The 19,643-nt window shown below is 61.1% G+C and carries 17 protein-coding genes; 1 reads left to right on the top strand and 16 read right to left on the bottom strand.

Annotated elements, in window-relative coordinates:
* Positions 1–39: 39 nt before the first annotated feature.
* From BM346_RS02620 to leuC, 13 genes are all read right to left on the bottom strand, one after another.
* Entirely contained in the window at positions 40–594 is a 555-nt protein-coding gene (locus BM346_RS02620) for a CvpA family protein (RefSeq protein ID WP_092008739.1), read from the bottom strand.
* 126 nt (positions 595–720) lie between these two features.
* Entirely contained in the window at positions 721–1,443 is a 723-nt protein-coding gene (locus BM346_RS02625) for an SPOR domain-containing protein (protein WP_092013224.1), read from the bottom strand.
* Positions 1,444–1,578: 135 nt separating this feature from the next.
* The gene (gene folC / locus BM346_RS02630; RefSeq protein WP_227662946.1) at positions 1,579–2,856 is read right to left on the bottom strand and encodes a bifunctional tetrahydrofolate synthase/dihydrofolate synthase; all 1,278 of its coding nucleotides are present in this window, start codon (positions 2,854–2,856) and stop codon (positions 1,579–1,581) included.
* 7 nt (positions 2,857–2,863) lie between these two features.
* Complete coding sequence (gene accD / locus BM346_RS02635; RefSeq protein WP_092008741.1) at positions 2,864–3,799, bottom strand: acetyl-CoA carboxylase, carboxyltransferase subunit beta; 936 nt, start codon at positions 3,797–3,799, stop codon at positions 2,864–2,866.
* 45 nt (positions 3,800–3,844) lie between these two features.
* Positions 3,845–4,657: a tryptophan synthase subunit alpha gene (gene trpA / locus BM346_RS02640; protein WP_092008742.1), complete on the bottom strand. Its 813-nt coding sequence runs from the start codon at positions 4,655–4,657 to the stop codon at positions 3,845–3,847.
* Positions 4,658–4,706: 49 nt separating this feature from the next.
* On the bottom strand, positions 4,707–5,915 hold the full coding sequence (gene trpB, locus BM346_RS02645) for a tryptophan synthase subunit beta (RefSeq protein WP_406812904.1): 1,209 nt from the start codon (positions 5,913–5,915) through the stop codon (positions 4,707–4,709).
* Positions 5,908–6,564, bottom strand: a complete 657-nt coding sequence (locus BM346_RS02650; RefSeq protein ID WP_092013227.1) for a phosphoribosylanthranilate isomerase — start codon at positions 6,562–6,564, stop codon at positions 5,908–5,910. The genes trpB and BM346_RS02650 overlap by 8 nt, the downstream gene beginning before the upstream one ends.
* Before the next feature lie 16 nt (positions 6,565–6,580).
* Complete coding sequence (gene truA, locus BM346_RS02655) at positions 6,581–7,486, bottom strand: tRNA pseudouridine(38-40) synthase TruA (RefSeq protein ID WP_092008744.1); 906 nt, start codon at positions 7,484–7,486, stop codon at positions 6,581–6,583.
* An 83-nt stretch (positions 7,487–7,569) separates the two neighbouring features.
* Positions 7,570–10,617 carry a FimV/HubP family polar landmark protein gene (locus BM346_RS02660; protein WP_092008745.1) on the bottom strand — a complete coding sequence of 1,016 codons (3,048 nt, stop codon included), beginning with the start codon at positions 10,615–10,617 and terminating at the stop codon, positions 7,570–7,572.
* Between the two features lie 315 nt (positions 10,618–10,932).
* Positions 10,933–12,048 carry an aspartate-semialdehyde dehydrogenase gene (gene asd / locus BM346_RS02665; RefSeq protein WP_092008746.1) on the bottom strand — a complete coding sequence of 372 codons (1,116 nt, stop codon included), beginning with the start codon at positions 12,046–12,048 and terminating at the stop codon, positions 10,933–10,935.
* 125 nt (positions 12,049–12,173) lie between these two features.
* Entirely contained in the window at positions 12,174–13,247 is a 1,074-nt protein-coding gene (leuB, locus tag BM346_RS02670) for a 3-isopropylmalate dehydrogenase (protein WP_092008747.1), read from the bottom strand.
* A 34-nt stretch (positions 13,248–13,281) separates the two neighbouring features.
* Positions 13,282–13,929 (bottom strand): 3-isopropylmalate dehydratase small subunit, encoded by a 648-nt coding sequence (leuD, locus tag BM346_RS02675; RefSeq protein ID WP_092008748.1) that lies wholly within the window; start codon positions 13,927–13,929, stop codon positions 13,282–13,284.
* Between the two features lie 17 nt (positions 13,930–13,946).
* Positions 13,947–15,365: a 3-isopropylmalate dehydratase large subunit gene (gene leuC / locus BM346_RS02680; RefSeq protein ID WP_092008749.1), complete on the bottom strand. Its 1,419-nt coding sequence runs from the start codon at positions 15,363–15,365 to the stop codon at positions 13,947–13,949.
* A 227-nt stretch (positions 15,366–15,592) separates the two neighbouring features.
* Between leuC and BM346_RS02685 the strand changes: the two genes are divergently transcribed.
* Positions 15,593–16,459, top strand: coding sequence for a LysR family transcriptional regulator (locus BM346_RS02685; RefSeq protein WP_092008750.1), 867 nt, complete (start codon positions 15,593–15,595; stop codon positions 16,457–16,459).
* On the opposite strand, the gene BM346_RS02690 is transcribed toward BM346_RS02685, so the two are convergent.
* From BM346_RS02690 to prmB, 3 genes are read right to left on the bottom strand one after another with little or no spacing between them, the layout of a single operon-like run.
* Positions 16,452–17,600, bottom strand: a complete 1,149-nt coding sequence (locus BM346_RS02690; protein WP_092008751.1) for an MFS transporter — start codon at positions 17,598–17,600, stop codon at positions 16,452–16,454. The two genes, BM346_RS02685 and BM346_RS02690, sit on opposite strands and share 8 nt — an antisense overlap.
* Positions 17,601–17,602: 2 nt before the next feature.
* Positions 17,603–18,697: a chorismate synthase gene (gene aroC, locus BM346_RS02695; RefSeq protein WP_092008752.1), complete on the bottom strand. Its 1,095-nt coding sequence runs from the start codon at positions 18,695–18,697 to the stop codon at positions 17,603–17,605.
* 35 nt (positions 18,698–18,732) lie between these two features.
* A complete protein-coding gene (prmB, locus tag BM346_RS02700; RefSeq protein ID WP_092008753.1) occupies positions 18,733–19,635 on the bottom strand; it encodes a 50S ribosomal protein L3 N(5)-glutamine methyltransferase in 903 nt (300 codons plus the stop codon).
* Positions 19,636–19,643: the final 8 nt, after the last annotated feature.

The raw sequence follows: 19,643 nt of genomic DNA on the forward strand, positions 1-19,643 counted from the left end.
AGCTGTGTTCTCCAGAGCATTAATACGACTGCGTAAAAATCAAAGTGCCCGGGACTCCGCCTCCGACACTTTCCCCGTTCCGGCGTCCTTGACGGGCGCCGGCCCGAGGAAACGTTCAAACTCATCCCCGAAGGTGCGGCGGGACCAGTCCTCGACCACCGCCAACCGTTCTATCATTACCGAAGTCCGCCACCAGGTATCCTCAGCCAGTGGCGTATAACGGGTAAATGCGATGGCAACGATAACCACCACCACTCCCCTCAGAAGACCGAATATCATCCCCAGGACCCGGTCTGTTGCGCTCAGGCCGGTGACCCGCACCAGGTGGCCGATCATGTTGTTGATGATGGCGCCAATAATCAGGGTTCCCACGAACAGAATGGCAAAGGCGGCAATCAGGCGGACCAGCGGGGTTTCCACCGTACTTGCCAACAGGGTCTGCATCTGCGGATGGAAGGTCCGGGCCACGATGAAGGCTGCCACCCAGGTAACCAGGGACAAGGCCTCTCTGACGAACCCGCGCTTGAGGCTGATCAGGGTTGAAATTGTCAGCAGGGCGATGATGACCCAGTCGATCCAGATCAGCGTGTTCATGAACAACCCGGTGGTAAACAGGAAGCGCAAATTCTATCAGGAATCGCGGGCAACCCAAACCACAATACCGGGATTGCAGACCGCGGGGCGGTCAGGCGGTGGAAGGCGATGGGACCCTCCGGGACACTAGTCGTCGCCCCGGCCCGCACCCTGGGTCACCAGGGCCCGGATGTTGAAGGCCTCGTCGAGCACGGCCTTGGCTTTCTCGGCCTCGGCTTCATCAGTGAACGGCCCGGAGAATACCCGCACCATCTGGCTATCACCCACCGTCACCGGCTGCAGGTGGGCCCCGTAACCACGGTCACGCACCCGGTCACGCAACCGACGGGCGTTTTCCTCGTTGCCGAAGCTGCCCAGTTGCAGGACCCAGGCCCCTTCCAGAGTACGCTGGAAATCGCCATTGTCCCCGGAGGACTGAGGGGCGCCGGCTTCTACGGTCGTCGTTTCATCAGCGGTGGCCGTTGTTGTATCAGGAGTCCCGTCAGACGCTGTGTCGGTATCCGGGGGAAGACTGGCTGTATCGCCGGAACCGCCGGCGGGTTGCTCCGGATCCGGCTGGACCGCAACAGAATCGTCGCTGCCAGGTTCATCCCCGGCCATCGAACCCGCATCGGCATCCTCTGCTGAGCGCGCCGGCGGCTCAAGCTCCTCGATACGGTATTCCGGGACACCCTGCTCTTCCGGGCCGGTATCCGGTATGGAAACTTCGGGAAACGGGGGCTCTTCCGGAATATCCAGTGATCGCACGGCCCGTTCATCATGGGGTTCATCGAACATCATCGGTACGAATATCACCGCCAGTGATATCAATACCAGAGCTCCTATGATCCGTTGCTTCAATCCGCTCACCTCATCCGGCTCCCGTTGCTGACCGTGACCCCGATCGCCGGCCATTGTCGGCTTGCGGCGACCCGGAACTGCTGAATGTGAATATAACCGCCACAGATTCCGAACTCAAAGAGCGCAATCGTCCATGACCAATCTTTAAGACGTCCCGGGAAAATAGCGTCGCGCCTCCGCCACCGTGAAAAAGGACCCGAACACCAGCAGGATGTCTCCTGTGCCGGCCTTGCTGAGGGCGGCCTGGACCGCCTCCGTCACCGACTCCAGCACGGCGACGTTCTGATCGGCCACCGGGCCATGAAGCCGGCTGGCCAGGGCGGTCGCCGATAAACCCCGGGGCACGGCAAGGCCGGCCAGGTACCAGTAATCCACAACCGGAGCCAGGGCGGCCGCCACATTGGCTGAATCCTTATCTTCGAGTCCCGCGTACACTGCCCAGACCCGGGCATCGGGCGCCTGTTGACGCAGGTCGGCAAGCCGCCGCGCCAGCCAGCCGGCGGCATGGGGGTTATGCCCCACATCCACGTAGACGTCCGGTTCCCTGGCAACCTTTTCAAAGCGGCCAGCCAGTTGAACCGACCCGAGGACGGCGGCGATCTGGCTATCTGTCAGGGGCGATCCCAGCCTGATCATGGCGATGGCGGCCGCCGCCAGACTGTATAACGGCAGGCCGTTGGGGGGCAGCGCCACCCGATGTTCGGCGTCGTCGGTTATCAGCACCGGCCCCCCGGCAGTGGTCTCCAGAAAGTAGCCGGTGCCAGGCCGTTGGAGATTGACCTTCTGGGCCCGGGCCTGCTGGAGTACCGAGGCGGGTGGGTCCTCATCGGCGTAGATGGCCAGCTGGCCGGGCCGGAGAATACCGGCCTTCTCGAAACCGATGGTATTGCGGTCATTACCGAGCCAGGCCGTATGGTCCAGGTCAACGGAGGTAATAATGGCCAGATCGGCGTCCAGCACATTCACCGCATCCAGCCGACCGCCAAGCCCCACTTCAAGAACCATATTGCGCACGCCGGCTTCCTCCATCACCAGGAAGGCCGCCAGGGTGCCGAATTCGAAATAGGTCAGGGAAACGCCGGAGCGGGCCTTGTCGACCCGCTGAAAAGCCCGGATAAGGCTGTCATCGGAAACATTCCGCCCGTTGATGCGAACCCGTTCGTTGTACACCATCAGATGCGGTGAGGTGTAGCAACCCACGGTTTCCCCGGCAGCCAGCAGCAGCGATTCCAGGGCCACAACCGTACTACCCTTGCCGTTGGTGCCGGCAACGGTTATCACCCGACTGGCGGGCCTGGAGGGCATCAGGCGCCTGAGAACGAGCAGGACCCGGTCCAGGCCAAGATCCATTTCGGTGGGGTGAATCGATTCGAGGTAAGACAGCCAGTCATCAAGGACCGCCCCCTCATCAGGGGGCGTCACCGGCGCCTCACTCCTGGACATTGGCGGCTTCAGGATTGTCAGGCCGTTCCGTTACCTCGAACTCTATGGGACTCTCCGTCTCCGGTCGCTCCTGGCCGGTAAACTTGGCAAGCACCGAAGCGATTCGCTCACGCATCTTGTGACGGTGCAGGATCATATCGATGGCACCGTGCTCAAGCAGGAACTCACTGCGCTGGAACCCCTCCGGCAGCTTTTCCCGTACCGTCTGCTCGATGACCCGCGGCCCCGCGAACCCGATCAGGGCGTAGGGCTCGGCAATATTGAGATCACCCAGCATGGCCAGGCTTGCGGACACGCCACCGAACACCGGATCGGTCATCACTGAGATGTAGGGTATGCCCTCCTGTTTCATGCGTTCAAGAACCGCAGCGGTCTTGGACATCTGCATGAGGGAGATAATGGCCTCCTGCATCCGGGCCCCGCCGGATGCCGAAAAGCACACCAGTGGGATGCGCTCCTCAAGACAGATGTTGGCGGCACGAACGAACTTCTCCCCTACGACCTGGCCCATGGAGCCACCCAGGAAGTTGAATTCAAAGGCGCAGGCCACCAGTGGAATGCCCAGGGTCTTGCCCTTCATTACCACCAGGGCATCCTTCTCGCCGGTTGCCTTCTGGTTCTGGGCGAGACGCTCCTTGTATCGGCGGGTGTCCTTGAACTTGAGACGGTCCCAGGGCTCGAGCTCGCTGGCGATCTCCTCGCGGCCATCCTCGTCAAGAAAAATCTCAAGTCGGCGGCGGGCATTGACCCGCAGGTGATGGTTGCACTTGGGGCAAACATCCAGGTTCTTGTCCAGTTCGGGCTTGTAGAGAAAACCGCCACATTTGGGACACTTCTTCCACAGCCCCTCCGGCACTCCCGTCCGTTGCTTGGATTCCGAGCGGATCTTGCTCGGCATGATCTTGTCTAGCCAGTTACTCATGTTGTCATCCTGTCATTACCTGCTGACTGGGGCCGGCTTGCGCCGTCAGGAAACCAGCCCGTCCAGAGCCTTGCGCATGGGTTGCAACAGATCCGTAAGCGCCTGTTTCAGCTGGGCGGGATCCGTCTGGTTTCGCGCTATTGTATCCACCAGCACACTGCCGACTATTACACCATCGGATACCTTACCCACAGCGGCCGCGGTTTTCGCATCACGGATGCCGAAACCCACACCCACCGGCACCCTGGTGATACTGTGAACATTGGCCACCTTGCGGGCCACCTCATCCACATCAATGGCGGCGGAGCCTGTTACACCTTTAACAGAAACATAGTACACATAGCCGGAAGCGTGTTCACTGATCAACCGGATGCGTTCATCCGTGGTGGTTGGCGCCAGCAGGAAAATGGGGTCCATCTTGCGGGCCGCGAAAAGCGGAGCGACCTCGTCGGCCTCTTCCGGCGGCAGGTCCACCGTGAGAATGCCGTCGACACCGGCATCGGCGGCAATATCGGCGAAAGCTTCATAACCCATGGCCACCATGGGATTCAGGTAGCCCATCAGCACAACCGGCGTATCCGGGTCCTGCTCCCGGAAAGTTTTGACCAGTCCGGCCACCTGCCGCAGGGAGGTTCCATGCTTCAGGGCCCTTTCGCAGGCCAGCTGGATGACCGGTCCGTCGGCCATGGGGTCCGAAAACGGCACGCCCAACTCAATGATATCGGCCCCTGCCTTCACCAGCGTATGCATCAGCTCGACGGTCTGATCCGGATGGGGATCGCCAGCGGTAATGTAGGGAATCAGAGCCTTGCGGCCCTGCTCCCTGAGGTTGTTAAGCACCCCTTCAATTCGACTCATGCCTGCTCCTGTTCAAAACCTGGTTCCTGGTTCGGTCGGGCCCGGTCATTCAGGCCTCGATACCATCAAGCTGGGCGATGGTATGAATGTCCTTGTCGCCCCGACCCGATATGTTGATCACCACCATCTGGTCCGGCTCCATTTCAGCGGCCAGTTTGATGGCATAGGCCACGGCATGGGCGGTCTCCAGGGCCGGCATGATGCCCTCCACCCGGGTCAGCCTGCGGAATGCGTTCAGGGCCTCCTCATCGGTCACAGAGACGTAGTTGGCCCGGCCAATGTCCTTCAGCCAGCTGTGCTCAGGTCCCACACCCGGATAATCCAGGCCCGCTGACACGGAATGGGTGCCTGCGATCTGGCCATTCTCGTCTTCCATCAGGTAGGTGCGGTTGCCGTGGAGCACGCCGGGGCGGCCAGCGGCCAGCGGCGCCGCATGCTGGCCGGTTTCAATACCCAGGCCACCGGCCTCGACCCCATAGAGCTGGACACTCTCATCCGTCAGGAAGGGATAGAACATCCCGATGGCATTGGAGCCACCGCCGACACAGGCCACCAGTGCATCCGGCAGCTTGCCCGCCTGCTTGAGGGACTGCTCACGGGTCTCCCTGCCAATCACGGACTGGAAGTCGCGAACCAGCAGGGGATACGGATGGGGCCCGGCCACGGTGCCGATGATATAGAAGGTGTCGTCCACATTCGCAACCCAGTCCCGCATGGCGTCGTTCATGGCGTCCTTGAGGGTGCGGGTGCCGCTCTGAACTGAATGGACCTGGGCCCCCAGCAGCTTCATCCGATATACGTTGAGGGACTGTCGGCGAACGTCCTCAGCACCCATGAACACGTGGCATTCGAGCCCGAGGCGGGCGCAGACTGTCGCGGTGGCCACACCATGCTGGCCGGCGCCGGTCTCCGCGATAATCCGCTTCTTGCCCAGGAAACTGGCCAGAAGCGCCTGACCGATGGTGTTGTTCACCTTGTGGGCGCCGGTATGGTTAAGATCCTCCCGCTTCAGCCAGATCTGCGCACCGCCGGTTTCACGGGTCAGGCGCTCAGCAAAATACAGCGGGCTCGGGCGACCGACATAATGGGCGAGATCCTTGTCGAAAGCGGCCTGGAACTCGGGATCCTTCTTGAGGCGCAGGTATTCCCGCTCCAGGGTCATGAGAGAGTCCATCAGCGTTTCGGATACGAAACGGCCGCCATAGTCTCCGAAATGGCCCCTTGCGTCCGGCAGTTGGCCCAGCATTTCTTCAGTCAGTTTGATTGACACGGTTAACCTCGCTCAGAAACTCGGTAATTTTGGACACATCCTTGATTCCTTTCCGGGTGCCGTCGGCTGTCCCGTCGGGGCTCTCGACGCCGCCGCTGACATCCACACCCCATGGCCGCACCTGCCCGATAGCGGTCGCCACGTTAGCAGAGTTCAACCCACCGGCCAATATAAGGGGTAAGGGACGCTGTCGCGGGATGACCGACCAGTCAAAACTCTGGCCGGTCCCGCCATAGCGTGAAGGGTCATACGCATCAACCAGCAATCCCGATGCCTCGCGGTAACGATCAAACGCATCCGTAACCACCGCGGCATCGCGGACCCGCACGGCCTTGATCCAGCGACGACGGAACTGGGTGCAGAATTCAGGGGTCTCGTCACCATGAAACTGGAGGAGGTCCAGAGGAATCCGGGACAGTGCCATCTCCACATCCATTCGCGACGGATTCACGAACAGTCCCACCAGAGTCACGAAGGCCGGCACAACGGCGGCGATCTCCTGAGCCCGTTCAAGAGTCACGGACCTGGGGCTTTTGTTGTAGAACACCAGCCCGAGAGCATCGGCACCCGCCCGGGAAGCCGCCACGGCATCCTCCGGCCGGGTCACACCGCATATCTTTGTTCTTACTCGTGCCAGTTCCACGGCGACCTCGTCAGGACAGCGTTCGTTGTTTCTGGTGAATCCAGCTCGGCGTTACCGGGCCATTGGCGGCGTCATCGAACCAGGGGCGCACGAACGTGGGACCGCAAAGGGCCGACGGAATACCGAAATGATCCGGATAGCCGACATCCACCAGGTAAAGCCCCCCGGGCGGCGCCGTGACACCGGCAAGCCGGCGATCCTGGCCCGCCAGGACCTCTCCTATCCATGGGGGCGGGTATTTTCCCTGCCCCACCGCCATGAGAGCCCCGGCAAAATTACGCACCATATGATGGAGGAACGCATTGGCCTGCACGTCCATCACCACGAAATCACCACGACGGTCTATCCGGATAAACTCCACAAAACGACGGGGCGAACGGGACTGACAACCGGCGGCCCGGAAAGCACTGAAATCGTGATCACCTGTCAGCATCTGCGCCGCCTCATGCATGAGTCCGGCATCCAGCGGGCGAAAGGTCCAGGAGACCTGGGACGGCAGCAGCGCCGGCCGTACCGGACCATTGAAGATAACATACCGATAGCGCCGATACACGGCGGAAAAGCGGGCATGGAAAGGCTCCGGGGCATCGCCCGCCCAGTGTACGGCGATATTCGCCGGCAGCGCGGTGTTAATGCCCATCACCCACGAGCGCAGGTTGCGCAACGCCCGGGTCTCGAAATGCACCACCTGGTAGCTGGCATGAACACCGGCATCCGTCCGGCCCGCGCAGACCAGCTCAACCGGCTCGTCCGCAACCTTGCTGACCGCCCGGGTCAGTTCCGTCTCCACTGAGGGAACACCACTTTTCTGGAATTGCCAGCCATGGTAGGCCGCGCCATCGTACTCGAGGACCAGGGCCACCCGGCCCTGTCCGATCGGCTTGTCTGTGGTGAGGGGGACGGGCGTCTGGAACAATGTCTTTCCTGAATACAGGTGCAATCAATGAAGAACGCCGGCCCATGGGCCGGCGTTCTTGTCGGGATCGCTATTATAACGGATTACGGGAGTTTTTTGAGTAGCGATTGCGCGTCACTCTTCTGCTCATCCGTTCCCTCGAGAATCACCTCCTCGAGAATCTCCCGGGCACCTTCACTGTCACCCATGTCGACGTAGGCACGGGCAAGGTCCAGCTTGGTGGCCACCTCGTCGGTACCGGAGAGGAAGTCGAAATCATCGTCATCCCCCAATGAAGCCTCATCCATCTCATCGATATCCATACCGGAGGACTTTCCTGCAGTACTGGCTCCCTCCACCGGCTTCTCCTCCGCAAGGTCGTCACTGTCCAGTTCCGGGATTTCCAGATCCGATAGATCGTCGATGTCACCCTCGGTTGTTCCGGCTTCATCCAGGTCGAGATCGTCCAGATCCAGCCGGCTTTCGTCCTCAGGCTCTGATTCGGAAACCTGGTCCATCAGCGCGAGATCTTCATCGGACACGTCCAGCTCGAGGTCGTCGAAACTGTCCTCGGAAGCCCGGGAAGGCTCGGCGCTTTGTCCAGCCTCAACCCGGTCCAGTTCCGCGTCCAGCTCGTCAAGGAAGGATTCGTCGAGGTCGGCCTCATCCTCCGGGTTCACCGAGCTGTCGGCCAGGTCCAGATCGCCGGTCTCCAGATCGGTGTCGTCAAACTCCAGGGCCGACTCTTCCTCAGCGAGATCCGCGGCACCCTGGACGTCTTCCGGTGCCGGCTCGCTGTCGAATCCTGCGTCATCCAGTTCCAGGGAACTGAAATCGTCGTTGTCTTCGAGATTCAGCGGTTCCTCGCCGCCCTGATCGCTGACATCAGCCTCTGATGCTTCCTCTTCCTCCGGGAATTCGAAATCAATGTCGGCGAGGGATTCTTCCCCCTCCTCGCCGGCGGGCTCAGCGGGCAGCTCGCTCTCAGGCGGGGACTGTCGGTCCGGTGTCTCGTGTGCCAGTCCGGAGATGTCGAATTCAATGGCCTCATCGGGACCGGACCAATCACTTTCCCGGTTTTCCTCTTCCGGCAGATCCAGTTCCTCGAAGCCGGCAATCAGTTCATTGGCCTGCTCGTCGGAAGGCGCTGGCGGCTGGGTCGATTCCGAGGCCGGTGACTCGTAGGCACTGAAACCACTATCGCCCCGGAGCTGGGACTCCAGCTCATCGATACTGGGGGTCGATTCCATCTCTTCCAGTCGGGCCCGGAGCGCCTGGGCCTCTGGCATGGCCTCGTCCATCTCCATGGCTTCCAGCTCGGCATACTGCTTGTCGAAGGCCGAGCGGTTACCGGTGTCGGCATAGACCGCCAACAGCTTCAGGCGCAGATCGGAGCGGCTGGGCTCACGGGATATGGCGTTTTCCAGCACCTCCACTGCCGCATCATGCTGGCCGTAGGAGACATAGCGGTCAGCCTCTTCCAGCGCGGTGGTTTCAGAGGCAAGGTCTTCCTCGCCCAGGGACAGCTCGAAACCGCCCTCATCCTCACCTGTTTCCTCGTCCAGCTGGCGGTAGAAGTCCTTGTCCTTGCCACCGGAACGACGGGAGACCAACAGAACCAGCAACAGCAGCAAGACCAGAAAACCTCCGAGGGCGATCTGGTACATGAAGTTGCCGGCGATCAGTTCGATCGCTCGGGCGACCAAACCCTTTTCAGGGTCTGCAGAGGCGGTGGGTTCAGGCTGCGCTTCAGTCGCCGCGGCGGGCGCCTCTCCGGTTTCCGCCGGCTGGGTCACCTCAACGTCCGGCTCTGCCGTGGGGGAAGTTTCCGTGCCTTCTGCCGCAGGAGTTTCAGCGGCCTCTGCCTCAGGTTCCTGCTGCCCGGCATCCGGCGCGGGCTCTGCATCCTCCGTCGCAGGGGCCTGTACGTCCTCGTCCGGCGTGGCGTCGGCGGCTGCATCCTGCTCTGCCGCTTCACCGGTTTCATCCGCTGTCATGTCATCCGGGGTGACGGGACCATCGCCGGCCGGCGCGGCTTGCTCTTCCGCGGCCACCGACCCCTGGATCTCGGCCAGCTGACTGTCTTTCAGCTCGATCAGGCGCTGGAGGGTCTCGACCTGATCCTGCAGATCCTCAAGCCGGCTGTTCAGCTCTTCGTTCTCACGCTGGACGCGATCCAGCTCCTCCAGTGCCACGGCTCGCCCGGCATCAGCGGTTCCGCCCTGGCGACCATCACCGCCGGCGGAGCCTTCGGTCCGGGTGGCTTCGCCGTCCTGGGGAACCACCAGACGAAGTTCATCGGAGGCGCCCGCAGGCGCTGTACCTGTATCACCGGTGTCGGCCACGGCCTGATCGGTGGCATCCACTTCACGGGCGGGCTGGGCAAAGGCCCTGTTCTGTGCCGCGACCTCTCGGGTTGCCTGAGCCTGGGATCTGGCGCGGATGTCTTCCATGTCCGGGACCCGCAGTACCTCGCCCCGCTTCAGGCGGTTGATGTTGCCGTCAATGAATGCGTCCGGGTTGAGGTCCTGCAGTGCCAGCATGACCTGATTCATGGAAACGCTGCTGTCCGGGCGCACCCGCTGGGCAATGGTCCAGAGGGTGTCCGACGATGTGGTCGGTCCCAGGGTGCGGCCCTGGCCAGCATCCCTGGACACGGTTTCCGGGGGCTGCTGCTGACGGCCCTGGGGCTGGGCAGTGCGGCGCTCGGTACGGGCGGCCTGCACAGGCTCCTCGACGCCGGAATCCTCGGCGTAAACCGGGGGATCGATCAACAGCGAATATTCCCGCATCACCCGACCGCTGGGCCAGGTCACTTCCACCAGGAAATTCAGGTAGGGCTCGCGCACCGGCTCGCTGCTGGTCACCGAAATCACCAGTTCGCCGTTGGCGTCAGTGGTGACATTGAAATTAAGACGGGAAAGGAAAAAATCACGATTGAGGCCGACACGCTCGTAGGCGCGCTCGGAGGCCAGGTTGACGATGATCTCGTCCGGGCTGATGCCCTGGGCCCTGCGTACATCGATTTCTGCATTCAGTGGTTGGTTGAGATAGGACTGCAGCTCTATCTCTCCAAGGCCCAATGCCTGTGCGACACCGGAACCAAGCCCTCCCGCCAGAGCCAGGGCAACCGCAAGCTTGCGTACCTTCATGCTTTTTCCTTACCAGTCTCCGTTATTCGTTACCGCTATTGAATACAGAATCGGACGAGGTTGGATGACTTTCGCTTTATTAATGTTGGATTGCGGCAAGTATTATTGATAAAGCCTTTTTTATCAATCAATCAGCCTTAACCGTTGCACCACTTCCTGATGTGTGTCACGGAAACAGTTGTGACAGCGATGTAACCCGCCTTGTATTGAGTGCTAAAAATAACAGGGGCGACGACTGAAATCAGCCGTCGCCCCTGGTGTCTTACCGGAAACTGTACACAGTTGGCATTGCCGGCCTCCGGTAGCGACAGTTTTTTAACGTTCCTGCAGAATACGCAGCATGCGGCGCAGAGGCTCCGCCGCGCCCCACAGCAACTGGTCGCCCACGGTGAACGCGGAGATATACTCCGGACCCATGGCCAGCTTGCGGATACGGCCGACGGGGATGCTCAGTGTTCCGGTCACTTTGGCCGGAGTGAGCTCACGGATAGTAGCTTCCCTCTCGTTGGGTATCACCTTCACCCAGTCATTGGCGCCGGCAAGAATGGATTCGATCTCCCCAACGGAAAGGTCCTTCTTGAGCTTGATGGTCAATGCCTGGCTGTGGGAGCGCATGGCACCAATCCGTACACAGATGCCATCAATGGGAATGGGATTGTCGCTGCGACCCAGAATCTTGTTGGTCTCGACACCCGCTTTCCATTCCTCCTTGCTCATGCCGTTATCGAGCTGCTTGTCGATAAACGGAATCAGGCTGCCCGCCAGCGGTACCTGGAAGTGCTCCACCGGGAAGGTTCCGGAACGCATGCCTTCGGTAACCTTGCGGTCAATCTCAAGGATTGCGGAGGCAGGGTTGTCCAGCTCCGCCTTGACAATGCCGCTGAGCTCGCCCATCTGACTGAGCAGCTCACGCATGTTCTGTGCGCCAGAACCTGACGCCGCCTGATAGGTCATGGGCGAAACCCACTCGATCAGATCCTGCTCCAGCAGGCCGCCGAGCGCCAGCATCATCAGGCTGACAGTGCAGTTGCCGCCGATATAGTCCTTGACGCCATCGTCCAGCGCCGCATCGATTACGTTACGGTTGACCGGGTCCAGTACGATTACCGAGTGGTCGGCCATCCGCAGAGTCGAGGCAGCGTCAATCCAGTAGCCGTCCCAGCCCGCATCCCGAAGTTTCTGGTAGACAGCACCGGTGTAATCGCCGCCCTGGCAGGTCAGCACCACATCCAGGGTCTTCAGGGTGTCGATGTCAAAAGCATCCTGAAGTGCCGGAACGCCGTCCTTGCCCACGTCCGGTGCCGGCTTGCCGGTCTGTGAAGTGGAAAAAAACACCGGCTCGATGTCGGCAAAATCATTTTCGTCCAGCATGCGCTGCATGAGGACCGAGCCCACCATGCCACGCCAGCCTACTAGTCCAACTCGCTTCATGTTGACGGAATACCCATTTAATGCCCGCCCGCTACCGTTATCGCTGCTAGGGACAGGATGGATGATCCCGCGGCAGCCGCATCCTGCTGCCGTCGGGTCGAATGTACTGGCCGCAGGGTTCGCGGCTACAGGGCGGCAAGCACCGCTTCACCCATTTCACGGGTGGATACCTGCCTGGCCCCCTCGGACATGATGTCCGCCGTGCGCAGGCCCTGGTCCAGCACCTTGCTGACCGCTGCTTCAATGGCCTTGGCTGCTTCTTCCTCACCAAGACTATACCGTAGCATCATTGCGCCACTGAGGATGGTGGCCAGCGGATTGGCGATGCCCTGACCGGCGATGTCCGGCGCCGAACCATGACAGGGCTCATACATGCCCTGTTTTTCGGAGTTAAGCGACGCGGACGGAAGCATGCCAATAGAGCCGGTGAGCATCGCCGCTTCGTCCGAAAGGATATCACCAAACATGTTGCCGGTCACAATCACGTCGAATTGCTTGGGGGCACGGACCAGCTGCATGGCAGCGTTGTCCACGTACATGTGGGACAGCTCCACGTCCGGATACTCTCCCGCCAGCTCGTCCATGATTTCCCGCCACAGGACCGTCACCTCCAGTACGTTGGCCTTGTCCACGGAACACAGCCTGCCCTTGCGCTGCCGGGCCGCCTCGAAGGCGACACGACCGATGCGGCGGATCTCTGATTCACTGTACACGTAGGTATTGAAACCCTGCCGCTCTCCCCCTTCCAGTTCCCGGATGCCCCGGGGCTGGCCGAAATAGATACCGCCGGTCAGTTCCCTCACGATCATGATGTCGAGACCGGACACCACCTCCGGCTTGAGTGAGGAAGCCGAGGCCAGCTGGGGGTACAGGATGGCCGGACGCAGGTTGGCGAACAGTTCCAGGTTCGACCGTAACCCCAGCAGGCCTTTCTCCGGTCGCTTCGCCATTTCCAGCTTGTCCCATTTGGGACCACCGACGGCGCCCAGCAGGATGGCATCCACCTTCCTGGCACGCTCCAGGGTCTCATTCGGCAGCGGCTCCCCCGTCTCATCGATGGCGGCGCCACCCACCAGGCCAGACTCGAACGAGAGGCCCAACTCGAAACTGTCGTTGATCCTGTGCAGGACTTTTTCCGCTTCCGCGACGATTTCCGGACCAATACCATCACCGGGCAACATCAATACCGTTCTGGACATAGACTTTTCCTGTTTCGCTTAAAGGGTTTGTTGGTTACCGGCCCGCATTGAAGAGCCAGGGAGCGGTTTCCCGTCGCTGCTCTTCGTAGGCCCGGATCTGTTCGGCATCCTCAAGCGTGACGCCGATATCATCCAGGCCATTGAGAAGGCAGTGACGGCGGAAATCATCCACTTCAAAGTCGAAGGACTCACCGGACGGGGTGGTGACTCTCTTAGCCTCCAGATCCACATCCAGTTGATAACCTTCGTTGGCGTAGGTTTCCTGGAACAGCTTCTCAACCACTTCTTCAGAAAGAACAATGGGTAACAAACCATTCTTGAAGCAGTTATTGTAAAAAATGTCGGCGAAGCTCGGAGCGATAATCACCCGGAAACCGAAATCGTCCAGGGCCCACGGGGCGTGCTCACGGCTGGAGCCGCAGCCGAAGTTGCGACGGGCCAGCAACACGCTGGCGTTTCGGTACCGGGGCTGATTCAGCAGGAAGTCGGGATTCAGGGGTCGGTTGGCGCAGTCCTGGTCCGGCTTGCCCTCGTCGAGGTAACGCAGTTCGTCGAACAGGTTGGGACCGAACCCGGTCCGCTTGATGGACTTGAGAAACTGTTTGGGAATGATCATGTCCGTATCCACATTGGACCGGTCCATGGGGGCAACGATGCCCTTGTGCTGTTGCAATGCTCTCATGGTCTGTCTCCTGTGGATCAGTTCATCATGTCACGGACATCGACGAAATGTCCGTTGATGGCCGCCGCGGCGGCCATGGCCGGGCTCACGAGGTGGGTACGTCCGCCGAAGCCCTGGCGGCCCTCGAAGTTCCGGTTGGAGGTGGAGGCACAGTGCTCGCCCTGGCCCAGTTTATCGGCATTCATGGCCAGGCACATGGAACAGCCCGGGTCGCGCCACTCCAGACCGGCCTCGATGAAGATTTTGTCCAGACCCTCCTGTTCGGCCTGTGCCTTGACGAGGCCGGAACCGGGAACGACCATGGCCTGCTTCAGGGTGGGAGAAACCTTACGGCCCTTGACCACCTTGGCCGCCTCTCTCAGGTCCTCGATCCGGCTGTTGGTGCAGGAACCGATGAATACGCGATCGAGTTTGATGTCCGAGATTTTCATGTTGGGCTGCAGGCCCATGTATTTCAGGGCGCGAACGATCCCCTCCCGCTTGATGGGATCCTCTTCCCGATCCGGGTCCGGTACATTGCCCTCGACACCCACAACCATTTCCGGAGACGTTCCCCAGCTGACCTGCGGCTGGATTTCGCTACCGTCCAGCTCCACCACTTTGTCAAAGACGGCGTCGGCATCACTGTGGAGGGTGCGCCAGTATTCAACGGCGGCATCCCACTGTTCTTCCGAGGGCGCGAACGGGCGGCCCCTGACGTAGTCGATGGTGGTGTCGTCGACACTGACCATGCCCACCCGGGCGCCGGCCTCGATCGCCATGTTGCAGATGGTCATGCGGGCTTCCATGCTCAGGTCATGGATGGCCTCGCCGCCGAACTCGATGGCATAGCCGGTACCGCCCGCGGTGCCGATCTTTCCGATGATGGCCAGGACCACGTCCTTGCCGGTGACGCCGGCGCCGAGTTTGCCGTCGACCTTGACCAGCATGTTTTTCATTTTCTGCTGGACGAGGCACTGTGTGGCCAGCACATGTTCCACTTCAGAGGTGCCGATGCCGTGGGCTAGGCAGCCGAAGGCGCCGTGGGTGGAGGTATGGGAGTCGCCGCAGACGATGCTCATGCCCGGCAGGGTCGCGCCCTGCTCCGGCCCGATGACATGGACGATGCCCTGGCGCTGGTCCTTGATCTTGAATTCGAGGATGCCAAACTCGTCGCAGTTCCTGTCGAGGGTTTCCACCTGGATCCGGGACACTGGATCAACGATGCCCTCCACGCCCCGCTCCCGGTCGGTTGTGGGCACGTTGTGGTCCGGGGTGGCAATGTTGGCGTCGATGCGCCACGGTTTGCGGCCGGCCAGGCGCAGGCCCTCGAAGGCCTGTGGCGAGGTGACTTCGTGGAGCAGGTGCCGGTCGATGTAGATCAGTGCGGAGCCGTCGTCCCGCTGTTTGACCAGGTGGTCGTCCCACAGTTTGTCGTATAAGGTCTTGCCCGCCATGATGGTGCCTCTCTCTCGATTTATTCGGGTCTTCGATGTTGGCTGCTATGGGGTGGATTCTACTCCTCGGCGTCCCATAACCTCAATTCATGTTTTTTATTCAACACATTCCCATAAGGAATGATAGAGTCAGCATGAAAGAGTGATGCCGGGACCGGGATGCGGTATTTTTTTCCCACACCCTGGCCTCCGTACTGTTTGCCGGCCTCGGATGGACTGTCTCGAAAATGGATTCCAACGCTCTAAAAGCTTTCGTTACCATCATTGACCAGGGCTCATTCTCGGAAGCGGCCGAGACGCTTCACCTGACCCAACCTGCCATCAGTAAGCGACTGGCTGCCCTGGAAAATCAGCTGGGCACTCCCCTGCTGGAACGCAGCCATCGCCAGATCCGCCTGACAGACGCCGGCGCCCGGCTGTTGCCCCATGCCCGCCGGATTCTGGATGAGGTCCACAATGCCCGTCTCTCCCTGCAGGATCGGGACGGCGTAGTGTCCGGGCAGCTGTCGCTGATTGCCAGCCACCACATCGGGCTGCACCACCTGCCCGGCTGGCTGCAGCGGCTGAGCCAGGGATACCCGGAGGTTTCGCTGACGTTGCAGTTCATGGACTCCGAAGGGGCATACGATCAGATGCGCAAGCGGACGGCGGAGCTGGCATTCGTGACCCTCAGCGAGAGCATGGATCAGTCTTTCGAGGTGCACGCACGGTGGCGGGACGAGATGGCCTTCGTGGTATCACCGGATCATCCACTTGCTTCCATGGAGAGCCCGGATCTGAGGGCGCTGTCGGGGTACGACGCGCTGTTGCCAGAGGCGGGAACGGCCACCTACCGGTCCATCAGCCGTCTGTTTCTGGACGCGGATCTGCCCCTGAACCTGCCCATGCCCACCAATTACCTGGAGACCCTGAAGGTGATGACCGGCGTTGGTCTGGGCTGGAGTGTGTTGCCGGTGAGTATGGTGGATGACACGCTCAGGGTGCTGCCTTTGTCCCATCGGGTCAGCCGGTACCTGGGGGCTATTGGCTTGCGGGGCCGGACTCTGAGTCCCCAGGCCCGGGCGTTGCTGGGCATCGCCGGGGAAATCAGGTAGCGTTCTCCTCCGGGGGTGGCCGCAGCCATCGCCAGGTGATGAAGATGGCGAATACCATGGCCGCGGCGCCGCCCCAGAAGGCAGCCGAGGTATCGAAACCGTCCACCAGGAACCCCGACAGCCATGCGCCGACCGCGCCGCCGGCGCCGAATGTGAGACCGCTGTACAGTGCCTGGCCCTGGCCATGATGGTGCTCGCCAAAGAAACCCTGGACGTACTGCACCGAGATGACATGCAGCGCCCCATAGGAAGCCGCGTGAAGCAGTTGGGCGAAGATCAGCACCGGTACCACGTCAGTTACTTCGGCAATCAGGACCCAGCGCAACATGGTCAGCGTGAGCGCGCCGATCGCGATCTGTCGCACGGAGAAGTACCGGGTCAGGTGGTGCATCACGAGGAACAGTCCGATTTCCGCCACGACCCCCAGGGACCACAGCAGTCCGATAGGTAACTTGCCATAGCCGTGCTGCTCCAGGTGGATACTGAAGAAGGTGTAGTAGGCGCCGTGGGAGACCTGGAGCAGGAAGTTCATGAAGAAGAAGGCGATCACCGCCGGATGGCTGATGATGGCCTTCAGGCTACCCTTGGGCGCCGGCTCCTTGCGCTCGCCCCTTTCGGAGGGGACCAGGAACGCGGAAACCGCGATACCGGCGAACACTGGCAGCAGCAGCCAGGGCAGCAGCAGGATCGGTACCAGTTCCAGCACACCGCCGATGATGGCCACGCCACCGATAAAGCCCACCGAGCCCCACATCCGGACCCGGCCATATTTTTCTTTCTTTGAGCCCAGAACCCGAAGGGTGATCACTTCATAGAGAGGAAGAATCGCATTCCAGAAGAAGGTGAATGTCAGCATCACCAGGAGCAGGCCGTAAAAGCCGGGTTCCAGGAACACGCCGGCGAAGCAGATGGATCCGGCCACGGCGCCGAAGCGCACCAGGCGAACCCGCAAGCCACTGCGGTCGCCCAACCAGCCCCAGACGCTGGGAGCGATGATCTTGGTCAGCTGGATGGTCGCCATCAGCGTGGCAATCTGCAGGTAGCTGAACCCGCGCTCCACCAGGTACAGCGACCAGTAGGGCAGCAATGCCCCCAGGAGCGCGAAAAACCAAAAGTAGAGGTTGGAGAGTCGCCAGTAAATGGTTACACCTGCCCGATATCCGGCGTGGAAACCGCCACATCTCCGTTCTGGCCCCGATGGCGCAGGTAATGATCCATCAGCACGATGGCCATCATCGCCTCAGCGATCGGTGTTGCGCGGATGCCCACACAGGGGTCGTGGCGGCCCGTGGTGATCACTTCGACAGGGTTGCCGTCCACGTCGATGCTCCGGCCCGGCAGACGAAGGCTGGAGGTGGGCTTCAGGGCAATGCTCGCCACAATCGGCTGGCCCGAGGAAATGCCCCCCAGCACGCCCCCTGCATGATTCGACAGGAAGCCCTCCGGGGTCATTTCGTCCCGGTGTTCGGTGCCTTTCTGGGTGATGGCGTCAAACCCCGCCCCGATCTCCACCCCTTTGACGGCGTTGATGCTCATCAGGGCGTGGGCCAGGTCCGCGTCGAGCCGGTCGAAAATCGGCTCGCCCAACCCTGGGGGAACCCCTTCGGCCACCACGTTGATGCGGGCACCGATGGAGTTTCCCTCCTTGCGGAGGGCGTCCATGTAGGCTTCCATCTCAGGCACCTTGTCGGCGTCCGGGCAGAAGAACGGATTCTGGTCCACCTGGCTCCAGTCCAGTTTCTCGGCCCTTATAGGCCCCAGTTGCGACAGGTAACCGCGAACGCGAATGCCCAGACGCTGCTCCAGGTATTTTCTGGCCACCGATCCCGCAGCCACCCGCATGGCGGTTTCCCGGGCGGAGGACCGACCACCGCCGCGATAATCACGAACGCCGTATTTATGCTGGTAGGTGTAGTCGGCATGAGCCGGGCGGAACTGTTGCGAGATCTTGGAGTAGTCCTTGGAGCGCTGGTCGGTGTTCTCAATGACCAGGCCGATCGGCGTGCCCGTGGTTTTGCCTTCGAAAACCCCGGAGAGGATGCGCACCTCGTCCGCCTCCCTCCGCTGGGTGGTGTGCCGGGATGTACCTGGCTTGCGTCGGTCCAGATCCTTCTGCAGGTCTGCCTCACTCAGCTCCAGGCCCGGAGGACAACCATCAATGATGCAACCCAGTGCAGGACCGTGGCTTTCTCCGAAGGAAGTTACAGTAAACAGCTTTCCAAAAGTATTTCCCGACATGATTCAGTATCTTGTGTTTGATTTTTAATGTTGGTTCAGCGCTGAGGAAAGGCGGAAACCAGGTCCTCTCGGGTCAGCAGGAAAACGCCCTCACCGCCGTTCTCGAACTCCAGCCAGGTGAACGGCAGCTCCGGATAGGCCTCGTCGAGGGTCTCCCAGCTGTTACCCACCTCAACCACCAGCAAGCCACCGGGGGTCAGATGGCGGGCGGCGCCGGCAAGGATGCGGTGGGCGATATCCAGGCCGTCGTCCCCGGCTTCCAGTCCCAGGCGTGGCTCCCGGTGAAACTCCTCCGGCATGGCCGCCAGATCCTCCGCATCCACGTATGGCGGGTTGCTGAGGATGACATCATAACTGTCACTGATTCCCGCAAATACATCGGACTCCAGGGTACGCACACGTTCACGCAGGTCGTGGAAGTCGATGTTGGACTCAGCCACGGCAAGCGCGTGGGGGGAGATATCCGACAGATCCACTTCCGCCTCGGGGAAGACGGTGGCCGCGGCGATTCCGATGCAGCCGCTGCCGGTGCACAGGTCGAGCACGCGCTCCGCAGGATGATCCCCGAGCCAGGGCTGCAGCTGTTTCTGGATCAGCTCCGCCATGGGTGACCGCGGCACCAGCACCCGCTCGTCCACCTTGAACGGCATTCCCATGAACCAGGCCTCGTTGAGAAGGTATGCTACCGGAACCCGCTCATTGATACGGCGATCGACCCGCTCCAGTATTCGCTGGCGTTCCTCACGGGTCAGCCGGGCGTCCAGGAACAGGGTATTGTTTTCCAGGGGCAGGAATACACTGCGCATCACCAGCAGAACGGCCTCGTCCCAGGCATTGTCGGTCCCATGACCGTAGTACAGCCCTGCCTCGCTGAAACGGGAGGCCGCAAAACGCAGATAGTCACGCACGGTTATCAGGTCGTCGATGGGACGGGTCACTTGCCAGG

The sequence above is a fragment of the Marinobacter daqiaonensis genome (assembly GCF_900115285.1).
In the GTDB taxonomy this organism is placed as follows: Bacteria; Pseudomonadota; Gammaproteobacteria; order Pseudomonadales; family Oleiphilaceae; genus Marinobacter; species Marinobacter daqiaonensis.